The following is a 12,644-nucleotide window of genomic DNA, read 5'->3' as shown; positions in this document are numbered from 1 at the left end:
TCGTCTCCCCCTCATTCCCGGGCGATCCGAATCGCCGGTGGAATCGTCTCCGGCATCATGTCGGTCCGGTTCGTCGCTTCAAGTAAATACGTCCGTAACGCCTGTTCATCATCCAGCGTCAAGGCGATGTTCCGTAAATAAGGATCAATGGATCCGAACGGTCGTGTTTTCCCGACAAGAATTTTGTCAAAGACCCGTTCTTCATGTACTTCTTCCGTCGCGAGCAACTCTTCGTATAACTTCTCACCTTTTCGGATGCCGCTGTAGACGATAGGAATCTGTTGTTCGGTAAAGCCGCTTAAATGAATCAGGTTCCGGGCGAGCGTCGTGATGTTGACGGGTTCGCCCATGTCGAGGACGAAGACTTCTCCACCTTCCGCGAGGACACTCGCTTGAATGACGAGCCGGCTCGCTTCCGGAATCGTCATGAAATACCGCGTCATGGCCGGGTCCGTCACCGTAATCGGACCGCCTTTCGCAATCTGGTCCTTAAAGAGCGGGATGACGGAACCCCTGCTCCCTAACACGTTGCCGAACCGGACGACAGCGAACGTCGTCTCACTGTTGCGGGCAATCTGCTGGATGGCCATCTCGGCGATCCGTTTCGTCGCTCCCATCACACTGGTCGGATTGACCGCCTTATCGGTCGAAATCATGACGAAGCGGTTGACTCCGGCCGCTTCCGCGGCGAGCGCGACGTTCCGTGTCCCGTAAATGTTATTTTTGACCGCTTCACTCGGATTATCTTCCATTAACGGGACATGTTTATGCGCTGCCGCATGGTAGACGAGATCCGGTTTAAAACGTGCCATGACATCCATCATCCGGTCCGCATCCTGGACATCGGCGATGACGGAGTGGAGCTTGATTCCTTCCGTTACGGCTTCCAGTTCACGACGAATCAGATAAATGCTGTTTTCTCCATGACCGAGTAAAATCAGATGGGCCGGTTTGAATTTAATCAGTTGCCGGCAAATCTCTGAACCGATCGATCCGCCGGCACCGGTTACAAGGACCGTTGCTTGACTGACACTTTTTTCAATCTCCGTGATGTCGAGTTCCACCGGTTCCCGACCGAGCAGGTCAGCGATTGATACTTCACGCATCTGATTGACAGAGACCTTGCCGGAAGCCAGTTCGACAAGCATCGGTAATGTATGGGCTTCGACTTTCGTCTGTTTGATCCGGTTCAGTAAGGCAACCCGGTCCGGATAGGCAAGTGACGGAATCGCCAGGACGACGGCTTCAATTTTATGTTCTTCAATGATGCATTCGAGCTGGTCAATCGTTCCGATGACCGGAACACCGTGAATCATCATCCCTTTCAGCTCCGTAAAATCGTCGAGTAATCCAACGACATTAAGGATGTGGGCTTTTTTCTGTTTCAGCTCTTTCGTGATCATCTGCCCCGATGCACCGGCACCGATGATCAACGTCCGTTTCCCGAGCGTCCGATTTTCACGCTTCAGTTCGAGACTCCGTCCACGGATCAGCAGACGGACGAACAAGATTCCATTCAGAACCAGTCCGGTTTGGAGGAAAACGGCGCGTTCGACGGCAAAATCGAACAGCGCGTACTCAAGTCCGAGAAGGACGAAGCTGCTCGCAACGACGACGACGAGCAACACACCTAAATCTCGGAGACTGGCATACCGCCAGATAATTTGATAAAAACGCATCCAGTGGGCGACCAGCATCAAGGCGACCCATTGAATCAGGGCGATTTCAACAGCATCCATCAGTTCAAAGTTGGCCGTGAGATTCAACGGGTTAAAGAAGTAAAAGGTCACGACCGTCGCAGCAATGATGATCGAGGCATCGATCAGTCGCAGTAGACCGATCTTCATATGCCGACGGTATTGCTGAAATGGCGGGGCTTGCATGATCGGCTCCTCCTTTCTTCAATCAAGAACGGCTGGGATGACTGACAGCTTGCGGGTAAGACGTGTCTTTTGTTTCTTCAACGACTGACTTTTTTCCGAGCGCCCGGGAATAGACGATCAATAATCCGAAGAGGAGTCCGAGGATTCCGCCGATTGCGGTATTCATCAGAATGTTCGGTGAGACCGGTTTCGTTGGAATCCGGGCTGTCGAGAAGACTTCCGTGCTGCTTGTTTTAATCAGTTGCGGCACATAATCCTGGAAGACTTCCGTCATCGTATTCGCCTGGATCGCGGCCTGTTCCGCCGATCGATCCGTGACCGATAAGGCGATGACTTGGGAGTCCAGGTTACTGGCAACGGTCAGGCGATCCGTCAAATCAAAAATCCGTTTATCCGTGACGTCCATTTTTTGGGCAACCTGATCAATGACTTCGGGGCTTCTTAAAATATCCTGGTAGGTACTGACGAGCGTCGTCGTCGAGGTCGCTTCCGCATCCTGTTGCGGGACGACCAGGATATAGGCAGTCGCTTCATACGTCGGTGGAATGACATAGGTGCTGACGGCATATCCGGCACCCGCTAAGAGAAGAGTCAGTAAGCAGAGTACCCACCACCCTTTCTTTAATGTCATCACATGGTCACCGAATGTCTTTTTTTGATGGATGGAATTCACATGGTTCACCTCTTTCTCGCTACCTGACATGTTGGATGGACACTGGTTATGCTTACACCTTATTTCCAAACGACTGCCAAAACAATTAGAGCTTGGTGGAAATGATTATATTTTTTTGAGGAGTCATCATGTTTGCGTGTCGTTAGTTCATCGAAAAAGATTGATTCACAAAAAAAAGACGATTCACAAAAAAATGATCGCCGTTGTTTCAAAATCATCCGTGAAAACTGCATGAATTTTAGTAAATGAAGGGTAAATACCAATTTGATGATTAAAATACTGAAAATTCGGTAATAAGTCCTATATGAAGGGTGGATAGATACTAGTAATGATGTTAAAATCAGACAATATACCTGAATCGATTGGCTTATTCCTCCTGACTCTCTGGGTCCTGATCGATTTATGGACACGTCCTCTCACCTTCACGGACGAAGTCCTGCCGAGTCACTGGAACATCTGGATCGCTCTGATCTATCTGATCCTGTTTGCTGGTCTTTATCTTGTTACCCGTCCCTTGTATTTTCCGCCACGCGCCTTGACCCAACGACTTGTCACTTCGTTTTTACTTTATCTCACGTTTCACGCTATCATTTTCTTTTTTCGTCCAGCTGTCGATTCTTCGCTTGCCCTACTCCATCTGTTTACGACATGGCTTTTCGTCATCATCGTTCTATCACTGACGCTTCAACCTTTCATCCGTTGGTTTCAGCTGTTGAACCTCATCCTACTCTATCAAGCCTTCTGTCTCGCTGTTTATGCACTCATCGTCTCATTCGGAAAACAATACGTTCCGATCGAGAACATTCAGACGTTGCAACTTGGTCCCGTGTCCTTATCCCAACTTTATGTCGGTGAGCAAGGCAGTTTTCTCCGGTCAGCCAGTCTGACCAACAATCCGAATACATTGGCGGCATGGCTCGTTCCCGGCGGTCTCATCGCCTGGATGTCTGTCCTGCAGTCGATTGCTCGCCGGAGTCTCCGGTCATTCGTTCTGTTCGGGATGATCCTGCTTGTGATTTTCATCGGTCTGGTCCTCAGTGCTTCACAGACCGGTCTCTATTCATTTTGTCTGCTTGCGCTGTTGACGACGATCTTATTGATCCCGGCCCATCGGTTGCGTTATCAGGTGACTGGGCTTTATCTGATTGGTGCCGCGATTCTCATCGGCTCACTGTCCCTCAACCAGCCGTTATTCGTAAAGTTGATCAGCCTCAACGGACGGAGTGAGTTATGGCAAGCCGGCCTGACCGCTTCTCTCGACCGGTTTTGGTTCGGACACGGAATCGGCTCCGCTGTGATCGGCCTTGAACAACAACTCGGACCGAGTACACTGTATACGTTTCACAGTACGCCTGTTGTCTATCTGTATGAACTCGGATTTTTCGGACTGTTGCTGTATGCCGGCTCTTTTCTGTTGATCCTCATCCGGTTCATTCAGGATTACCGCCACGACGATCCGTTATCGATCAGCTTGTTGTTGCTTAGTCTTTGGTTACTGTTGCTTCAGTTCACGGAAAGTGTTTTGATTCGACCGAGCGGATTTTATTTCATCTGGCTCAGTCTTTTGATTTATGCGACCCGGCGTCAGACGACCTCACAAGAAAGTACCCACACCTAGACGAACACCTACACGAAAGGGGTATGACATCATGAAGAAATGGACAGAACAACAAGTCATCGACAGCTTAATCGAGGCGAGCATTGCCTATCCTGCTTTAGATGCTAAAACGTATGCCCGTTGGTCGACCGGAAAAGAAATCCCGTCAATCACAACGATTATCAACGTGTTCGGATCATGGCGTGAAGCGTTGCATGCAGCCGGGTTATCATCGATTCGGCCCTACTATTCCGATCAGGAAATCCTCGCTTTCATCAAAGAAGCTTCAGAACGTTTGCATCCGTTTCACAGCAACAGTTACCGCGAATGGGCCAAAGCGAAACACGGTCCTTCCTTGACGTTGATTAATCTTCGTTTCGGGTCATGGTCACGGGCCCTTGAGGAAGCACACATCGAGATGACACGTTCCATCTGTATGACAGAAGAACGCATCATCAACGCGCTCCTCGAAGCATCGGACGTTCTTCCGCGCCTGACGACCCAGACCTACTCGATTTGGGCGCAGGAAAACGGACATCCGACGGTCGCGACGATTGCCCGAAAGTATGGTTCGTGGGTCGATGCACTCACCTGTCTTGATATCGCTCCGCCCCGCCGGAAATGGGTCGAAGAAGATGTTCTCGATGCCTTGAGCCAGGCGCAACGTGAGCTTCCATCGCTCAGCATCATCCATTACCGGAAATGGGCGGAAGGACGCTCCGTTCCGAGTACGTCGACCATCAACGCTTTATTCGGGAGCTGGACGTCTGCCGTGCAGTGCCTCAAACGATCACGGGTTTCGATTTCTTGATTTGTACCCTTCATCGATCAGGTACCGGGGCGGACTGCAAAAGTTCGCCTCTTTGCTTTTAATTACTACGGATTTTTCTGCCAAAAGACAAATAAGCCGCTCTCTCTGTCTGTCGACAGGGAGTTCGGCTTATTCGTTTCCTTCATCTGTCTCATCGCTTGATTTTTTGCAGTTCAGCTGCCGAAATCAAGGTGACGGTATCATGCTTCAACATATAGATATCATCCCGGTATTGTCCGATTTGCGGAACGTTGCTCTCATGCATCAGATTCCGGAACAGCTGCGCCGGAAAATTGACACCACATTCATAGGCATGGGGATATCCTCCGCCAAAACGCGGATTGATTTCCGACAGATACAACGTACCCGCGACATCAAACAAATCAAAATCAAGAGGCCCCACCAATCCAGACCCCTCTAACACATGTTCGATCAATTCGAAGACATCTTCCCGGATGACCGAACGGCTTTTATCGGTCTCGCCCGCCCGCATCGTCAATTTCTCCTTGATAAAGATGGAAGTCACTTTTCCGGAAATTAAATCGACATACGCATCGACCCCAAGTTCCTGACCAACCAGTAATTCCTGGACAATCAAATCAGCGTTCTTTAGAAATAATTGTTCCACCTCTTCGATCGTCTCGACCCGTCGTACTTCGATGCTGGCACTGCCGCTGCGTGGTTTGACGAAAACCGGTAACTTTACTTCCCCTAGAGAGAGTGCTTCTTCAAATGACGTCATCGACGCATACGTTCTTGCATGTGCAATCCCTTGACTCAGACAATACTCATACATCGTGTATTTATCGAAACACAGCTCACAGGCGGCATACGGTGAGACGATGACCGTCACGCCGACGGCTTGAAATCGTTCCGTCGCTTGTGCCAGCAAACTAAGTTCCGGATCGATTAGCGTCATCAGAGCCGTCACTCCCTCGTCCTGACAAAGCTTGAGTAAATGATTGATGTAATCGACCTCATCTATCTTTGGTACGATGTAATGCTGGTCTGCCATGTATAATGCAGATGCCAATGGACTACAATCCGCTGTGCTGACACGTCCCGATTTAAACTCTTTGACAAAATACTCGACGAGCTTCGCCCGTCGACCGGCGCTCGTAATCAATAGATGAGGTTTCTGCATCCGATTCACTCCTCTTAGTTAATGAGATTAATCTTTTTTTCGACTTCCATCCTCAAAACCCTGCTTTTTCTCTAAAAAAACTAGGACCGAAGACTCACTGTCGCATCCACTGTTCACTTGGTCTTTTTTTCCAAAACAAGCGATACACTAGAATCCCGATCAAAGCACCCGTCCCGTCCAACAAGACATCCTGAATCAGCCCGGTCCGTCCTCCCGTTACTATTTGATGAAACTCATCAAAGACGGCAACCGTAATCGCGACCGTATACGCAAACAAACCTGCCAAGGCATACGGACGGATTAAGCGATATGTTAAATCCACTAAAGCGATTCCGAGAACGATGAAGATTGACAGATGGGCTGCCTTTCGAATGAAAAACTCGACGAAGCCTGAAGCACCAAGCGCTGCAACGCTGACTTCCCCGTGATAATCGAACGAAATGAACCGGAGCTGCTCGACGAAACCTAAATCAAAGTACCGCGACAAACCCGGTTTTAAGGACTGTTCTTCGTACGGCATCGAACTCGCTATAAACAAGACGACCAAAATCAACAAGGTCACATAACCCGACCATGGTATTTTTCTCAACATATAGGACCTCCTCTTCTCACTAACTAATAGAATAGCATGTTCTCTTTTCTGATCCTTCCTAAGATTTTCAAATAACCTACGATATTCTGAATTTTCAACCCATTACATACATAATCATGCAATTATTTTTTTAAAGACACTTTTTTTTACATTTCAAAGGTTTGCGATATAATGAAAGTGGTTATTTAGTACTATTAGGCAAGGATGCAAGAATAGGAGTTGAGCCCTGTGAAACGTGCGCTCGGAAAAAAAATCATGCAACTGCGTAAACAACACCAGTACACCCAAAAACACCTGGCTGAACGCTGCGGCGAAACGGTCACTTCGATTTCAGCTTATGAGCGTGGTCAACGGATGCCGAATACCCAAACATTAGAACGGCTTGCTCTTGCTTTGAATACGACTGTGATCGATCTGATTGATCCCCAATATGTCCAACATCCTTCGCTGCAGGAGTTTATGGCTCAATCCCTCGAACCGACACAACCGCTCGACTTTAAACTTGTCCTGGAAGATATTCTCGTCCACTTGACACTTTCGCCGGAAGTCTACTTCAATGGCCGTCTCCTGACGCAAGAAGTCCGTGATCGCATGGCGACAACCATCAATCAAGCACTTCAACAAGGCTTACAATCGATTGAGATTTGACCTAAAAACACGATGAGAAGCGGACAGGATGTTTCCTGTGCACATCTCATCGTGTTTTTACTTGCCGTTTCAATCAGATTTTAAGACATGGTGAATGTACAATTGACCGTCTTCATATGTCGCTTCCATCATCCGACTGAAGAACGGGGACTCCGGCGTCTTTTCGGCTAGGAAAACACGTTCGAAGCGACTATGTGCTTGATCGACAAAACTGAGTTTGAGCTCGCGTTCATCTGATTTAAACGTCAGATGTGTACCGCTCTTGCCAAAGGCATCTGGAAGAATGGTATGCTCCACAAACTCAAAATGCTCTTCCGGAAATAACGTCTCAATAAAGGATAAACAACTGGCTTTCAGTTTAACTACCTTCTCATCCATAACGTTTACCTATCCTCCGATTTTAGCATGGCATCATCAAACTGATTGATAAGTACTGCTTTTGTTTATTACCCCACCTTTAGACCTAGTTAAACTAGTATTAAAAATATTTATATCCAATTTAAGGAATTAATTATCTTCAAACAAGCTGCCTTCTTTAATTTTTTTATGATAGCAAAAAGGGACAGATCATAAAAAAATCTGTCCCTTTTGATGGTATAAGAAGGATTCTGAAATCATCCGATTTTATCGAACTCCAAAATACTGATGCTTTTCCCGGCGTACAATGTCCGTCCCCGATACCGGGACAGTTTAGCAAACTCAAACAACGTGTCTGTTTCATACAGATGTTCCACTACATAACCAACCTTCTCATCAGAAGCCGATTTCAGATACGTATTAAAAATCAACCGGTCGCGGTCGACCTTTTGACCGTAAAATAAGGTACAGTCCTCCATACGTCGCGAGGCAATCGGTTGGACGTTTTGTCTTAGATAATCCGCGTTATGGATACTGATCAGTAATTGACCGTCCGTTGCCAGTAAGTGACGGATATTCCGGAAGAACAACAACAGTTCCCCCCGTGAATACCGTGCAATCGTCGTACCGGGTAAAATGATTTTATTGAACGCATGGCTTCCCATCACATCGACCACCTCATTGCTGAGCCCGTAGACACGATGCAGGTATAGATCGGCAATCCCGGCAATTCGGGTTAATTCCGATTCGACGAGGTACAGATCATATCCTTCTGCACATAGTGTGTTAAATAACGTTGCTGAAAAGTTTCCGTGCACCAGGACCCGGTCTTCTTTTTGAAGATAACGGCGATACAACATCAGTTCATCGACTTCCGGCAAGATGGCTACTTCCTGATACAGTGCCGTGAACCGGTCGTCAGCAAACAGATGATCAAAAACCTGAACACGTGAATAACTCCCTTTTCGTGCAAATGGACCGAATAATGGTCTGTCATCCATGATAGATCAACTCCTTATACGTCTGGATTGCCGATTCATAGTCTGTACCAAGCCGCTCCGGTAAGATATCGAACCGTTCCTTTTGATCAGCTTCGAGAATGGCGAGGAACGTCTCATCCGTTTCAAACAACTGATTCGTCCCCAGTTCGAAGGCGAAACATCCCTCGTTATTTTGAATCCCGATCATCGTCAACGGACCAAGCTTTCCTTCCGTCCGCGGCAGTTCGAACACGCTGTAAGGCGTCACGAACTGACTTGTTCCTTGAAACGCTGAAGCCAGTTGAAACAGAATCGGATATAAGGCGAGTTGAGTAATCGGAGCGAGCGCTTCCCATGTCGCTAACTGATTTTGACGTAACTGACAGATATTTAAGTCGAACGCCTCGCTGAGCAATAGCTGCTTTCCATAATCTGCATAGATTCCGTCTCTGTGAATGAACAGACGATGGGAGGACGGCATGCCGGTAAGCGTCGCATAATCAAGAATCCCGATCCGCTGTTCCGGATTGGAGACGACACTTGTCTCATGCCACTGTTTGATGGCAGCATCCAGGTCACTGCGCTCAAACGTCGCCAACCGGTCTCTGACACTAAAGGATAACGTATCGGAAAACGCCAGCAGGACCGGTGTCCGGCTCATCAGTTCGATGACCGGCAAGTCATGCCGGGTCGACTGATCGATGTATAACAAGCTGTTGATTGTCATTTGATCAAACAAAGTCGGTGTAATCGAGTCGAGCAAATCCGTCGTTTCCACGTAGACGTGACGCAACGGTTGCGGCTGACGCAACGCGGTGTCCGGATAGACACCGGTGAACAACGACATCAAGGCATCTTGTAATTCAATCGGTTGTGTATATCCTGTCGTCCCTTCTAACGGAATCGTCTTATCCAAGAAATACGGGTCTCCGAACAAGACGTCGCCCCGCTCATTAATCAGATGAAACTGAACATGTAACATCCGCTGTTGTAAATACGCGACCAGTCGCAAGGTCCGCTCCCCCGGTCCTCGCAGGACAAACAAATAATGTTCGAATTCTTGAAAGTCCATATAGTCGAGTAAATCCAAAAACGTATGTTGATCGTAATCATAACGATCCATTGAGAACCGGTGCTGCTCACAAAAAGTCGTGAGGGCATCGGTCGGGTCGAGTTGGTGTAACCAGCCTTCGCTTTCAGAAAGAACCGTTAGTCCGATCATATCCATGCTCCTTTCAGTAATGACTATTAAAAAAGGCTTCAAACCTGTGACGGAATGAAGCCACGTCAACAAGAGACGTTATCATGAAGTTTTGAGTTCTCGTTTCGCCGGCGGTTTGATCCGGTCCATTTCCCGACTTGCCAAGGGTGCGACCGAGACAGCAGCAGCATTTAAGCACCAGCCGTAAGATGTCATCGTCCGGCGCGATTCTTTAAAGGTGAGATTCATAGGAGTTACCCCTTTCTTTCGTTTAAAATGGCAGACAACACGTTGACGACTTTTTGAACTAAAAGTTTGGTATCAGATCCCGTTCCCTCTTATAATGGAAAAGGGTATCGTTTTCTCAAATCCACTGGACAGAAAGGACAGAACCCGATGGATCAATTCACGTCACCGCAGATTGGTCTGGCCCTTCGCCGCCTTCGCAAGAAACATAATCTGACGCAGAAGGATTTGGCGAACGGAATTTGCAGCCAGGCGGAAATCAGTAAAATTGAAAGTGGGACACATTCTCCGACGGTTGATTTGCTTTTTGCATTATCACGACGATTACAAGTACCGATTACTGTTTTTTTAGATCATACTGAGCAACAAAATTCAATAAAGTTAATAGATGAGTCTCTAGTATCAAAATTTCGAAATCAAGAATTTTCTAGTATTTATCAAGAAACGAAATTTATCCTGCTTTCTAGAAGTAAAGGAGTAGAACTAGAATCAACTTTACTTTATAAATATTATTTTTACTTATGTGCTTATCGGCTTAACAAGATAGATTATAGAACCTGTATTGTAGAGTTACAGCAATTATCGGAAAAGTATTCAACAATACATTATTCTCCTAATATGTTAATACGAATTAAATCAGCCATCGCTAACCTATATTCTGAAAATAAAATTTACCAACACAGTATTAAAGTTTATGAAGAAATATTACAATTGAATTTTGATAGCGATGAGTTATTAATCAACAAAATAAGAATTTCATACAATTTTTCAAAAATACTGCTCGACTTTAAAAGACCTGAACAAGCATTAAAGCTCATAAATGATGCAATTGATCAAAGCTTAAATTTCAAAGATATGTCACTATTAGGACAACTCTTTTCTCAAAAAGGAGCTTGTTTAGAACAATTAAATTACGATAGCCAAGAAATTTCTGATATATATGAAAAAGCTTATTTTCTATTTGACTTGTTACGAATGGACGAATATAAAAAGATTATCGAAACGGTCAAGAAAAATTATATAAACAAATAAAATTATACTCGTTTTACTGAATATTCAAGTGGTAAGCCGTTTCCTGCTACATCACGTTTTACCGAATACTCGAGCGGTAAGCCGTTTCCTGCTACATCACGTTTTACCGAGTACTCGAGTGGTAAGCCGTTTCCTGCTACATCACGTTTTACCGAGTACTCGAGCGGTAAGCCGTTTCCTGCTATATCGATACTTTTAGCAGAATCGATAGCTCCAAGTCCTAATGATGCAGTTAATGCAAGCGCTCCAACAACTAAGCCTAATTTCTTTTTTAAGTTCATAATGAATAACCTCCTAATTTTTTTGTCTAGCTCTGTAACAACATCATATAACCTTAGACCCCCCTCGGATATTCGAATACGAATATTCGATACATTTTGCACATTATTTACACTTACCACACCTTTCGTCTTAGGTCATAGGTCCTGAAATGTGCATATTATTTACATTTTATCCACCTTTGTGTCGATAAAGTGTATGAAAATAGATTTTTTAGAATATTCACTCACTCTCGTCTTTATGATTCTTTCGTATACAAAAACCCGCTTCGTCTGCTGCACGCAAACGAAACGGGTTTAATTTATTTTGACGAACGGCGCAATGCAATGAAATAGCCTACCCCAAGTAAGACGATCAGTCCGAGCAAAATGCTGCTAACCGTCGTTCGGGCAGGTGATTCCGGAATCCACAGACCAATTGCAAGATTGATTGCCGCAATCAATAAGACAAGCCAGACGATGATTTTAGGTCTCATTACTTCCTCCTCCACTTCGACGTTTCTTGATTTGTTTTTCTTCGTCAAAAACTTACAAAATCCCTCTTATTCGAAACATCCTGTTATGATATGTTGACAGAAGACGATTTTTAACAAGGGGGACCTATGGATGAATAAGTTAGCAGTATTTTGTGGTTCTAAAGATGGAGCAACACCCGTTTTCCGCCAAGCCGCAACAACACTCGGGACGACGCTCGCAGCGCATCAAATCGGACTTGTCTACGGCGGTTCACGTGTCGGGACGATGGGCGCCGTTGCGGATGCTGTCCTCGCAGCCAACGGACAGGCAATCGGTGTCCTGCCTCATTTCTTGCAGGAAAAGGAGATTGCCCATCCGAACCTGACGGAACTTCACCTCGTCGAATCGATGCATGACCGCAAGGCGAAGATGGCAGAACTGGCCGACGGCTTCATCATCTTACCCGGTGGTCCGGGAACGATGGAAGAGTTTTTCGAAGTCTTTACCTGGGCACAGCTTGGTCTTCACGAAAAGCCGTGCGGCCTCTTAAACATTGACGGCTATTACGATCCGCTCGTCGCGTTATTTCAGCAAATGGAGACACAAGGTTTCCTGATTGCCGAGCACGCGTCGATGCTGCTCGTCGAATCGGATCCGGAACGGTTGCTCGAACGCTTCCGCTCTTACCGGGCACCGCAAGTGAAAACGTACATGAACACGAAGCAAACGTGACACATCAAGCTGAC

The 12,644-nt window shown here is 46.4% G+C and carries 15 protein-coding genes; 5 read left to right on the top strand and 10 right to left on the bottom strand.

The genetic code is table 11. From position 1 onward, the window contains the following. Positions 1-11: 11 nt before the first annotated feature. Positions 12-1,883 (bottom strand): polysaccharide biosynthesis protein, encoded by a 1,872-nt coding sequence (locus DVG79_RS00200; RefSeq protein WP_114594971.1) that lies wholly within the window; start codon positions 1,881-1,883, stop codon positions 12-14. Positions 1,884-1,905: 22 nt separating this feature from the next. Continuing rightward, the gene (locus DVG79_RS00195) at positions 1,906-2,556 is read right to left on the bottom strand and encodes a YveK family protein (RefSeq protein WP_114594970.1); all 651 of its coding nucleotides are present in this window, start codon (positions 2,554-2,556) and stop codon (positions 1,906-1,908) included. Between the two features lie 328 nt (positions 2,557-2,884). Here DVG79_RS00195 and DVG79_RS00190 point away from each other — a divergent pair, with 328 nt between their 5' ends. Beyond that, on the top strand, positions 2,885-4,174 hold the full coding sequence (locus tag DVG79_RS00190) for an O-antigen ligase family protein (RefSeq protein WP_114594969.1): 1,290 nt from the start codon (positions 2,885-2,887) through the stop codon (positions 4,172-4,174). 31 nt (positions 4,175-4,205) lie between these two features. Next, positions 4,206-4,964, top strand: a complete 759-nt coding sequence (locus tag DVG79_RS00185; protein WP_114594968.1) for a hypothetical protein — start codon at positions 4,206-4,208, stop codon at positions 4,962-4,964. Between the two features lie 151 nt (positions 4,965-5,115). Here DVG79_RS00185 and DVG79_RS00180 read toward each other — a convergent pair whose 3' ends face one another. Together DVG79_RS00180 and DVG79_RS00175 are read right to left on the bottom strand one after the other, a co-directional pair. Next, positions 5,116-6,108 carry an ATP-grasp domain-containing protein gene (locus DVG79_RS00180; RefSeq protein WP_114594967.1) on the bottom strand — a complete coding sequence of 331 codons (993 nt, stop codon included), beginning with the start codon at positions 6,106-6,108 and terminating at the stop codon, positions 5,116-5,118. A gap of 94 nt (positions 6,109-6,202) precedes the next feature. Then, a complete protein-coding gene (locus tag DVG79_RS00175; RefSeq protein WP_114594966.1) occupies positions 6,203-6,700 on the bottom strand; it encodes a VanZ family protein in 498 nt (165 codons plus the stop codon). A 228-nt stretch (positions 6,701-6,928) separates the two neighbouring features. On the opposite strand from DVG79_RS00175, the gene DVG79_RS00170 reads away from it, so the two are divergent. Continuing rightward, positions 6,929-7,348 carry a helix-turn-helix domain-containing protein gene (locus DVG79_RS00170; RefSeq protein ID WP_012371445.1) on the top strand — a complete coding sequence of 140 codons (420 nt, stop codon included), beginning with the start codon at positions 6,929-6,931 and terminating at the stop codon, positions 7,346-7,348. 69 nt (positions 7,349-7,417) lie between these two features. Here DVG79_RS00170 and DVG79_RS00165 read toward each other — a convergent pair whose 3' ends face one another. From DVG79_RS00165 to DVG79_RS16065, 4 genes are all read right to left on the bottom strand, one after another. Next, positions 7,418-7,726 (bottom strand): hypothetical protein, encoded by a 309-nt coding sequence (locus tag DVG79_RS00165; protein WP_012371446.1) that lies wholly within the window; start codon positions 7,724-7,726, stop codon positions 7,418-7,420. Positions 7,727-7,962: 236 nt separating this feature from the next. After that, positions 7,963-8,706, bottom strand: coding sequence for a hypothetical protein (locus DVG79_RS00160; RefSeq protein WP_114594965.1), 744 nt, complete (start codon positions 8,704-8,706; stop codon positions 7,963-7,965). Further along, a complete protein-coding gene (locus DVG79_RS00155; RefSeq protein ID WP_114594964.1) occupies positions 8,699-9,907 on the bottom strand; it encodes a hypothetical protein in 1,209 nt (402 codons plus the stop codon). The genes DVG79_RS00160 and DVG79_RS00155 overlap by 8 nt, the downstream gene beginning before the upstream one ends. 81 nt (positions 9,908-9,988) lie before the next feature. After that, positions 9,989-10,135: a hypothetical protein gene (locus DVG79_RS16065; RefSeq protein ID WP_158537512.1), complete on the bottom strand. Its 147-nt coding sequence runs from the start codon at positions 10,133-10,135 to the stop codon at positions 9,989-9,991. 147 nt (positions 10,136-10,282) lie between these two features. Here DVG79_RS16065 and DVG79_RS00150 point away from each other — a divergent pair, with 147 nt between their 5' ends. Further along, positions 10,283-11,164 (top strand): helix-turn-helix domain-containing protein, encoded by an 882-nt coding sequence (locus tag DVG79_RS00150; RefSeq protein ID WP_114594963.1) that lies wholly within the window; start codon positions 10,283-10,285, stop codon positions 11,162-11,164. A 2-nt stretch (positions 11,165-11,166) separates the two neighbouring features. Here DVG79_RS00150 and DVG79_RS00145 read toward each other — a convergent pair whose 3' ends face one another. Together DVG79_RS00145 and DVG79_RS16145 are read right to left on the bottom strand one after the other, a co-directional pair. Next, complete coding sequence (locus DVG79_RS00145) at positions 11,167-11,445, bottom strand: hypothetical protein (RefSeq protein ID WP_114594962.1); 279 nt, start codon at positions 11,443-11,445, stop codon at positions 11,167-11,169. Positions 11,446-11,744: 299 nt separating this feature from the next. Beyond that, the gene (locus DVG79_RS16145; RefSeq protein ID WP_012371451.1) at positions 11,745-11,918 is read right to left on the bottom strand and encodes a hypothetical protein; all 174 of its coding nucleotides are present in this window, start codon (positions 11,916-11,918) and stop codon (positions 11,745-11,747) included. A 130-nt stretch (positions 11,919-12,048) separates the two neighbouring features. On the opposite strand from DVG79_RS16145, the gene DVG79_RS00140 reads away from it, so the two are divergent. Continuing rightward, positions 12,049-12,630, top strand: a complete 582-nt coding sequence (locus DVG79_RS00140; RefSeq protein WP_114594961.1) for an LOG family protein — start codon at positions 12,049-12,051, stop codon at positions 12,628-12,630. Positions 12,631-12,644 lie beyond the last annotated feature (14 nt).

Source organism: Exiguobacterium sp. RIT594 (assembly GCF_003339585.1).
In the GTDB taxonomy this organism is placed as follows: Bacteria; Bacillota; Bacilli; order Exiguobacteriales; family Exiguobacteriaceae; genus Exiguobacterium_A.
The sequence above is the reverse complement of the archived record's forward strand: the minus strand, read 5'-3'. Positions and strand labels throughout refer to the sequence as shown.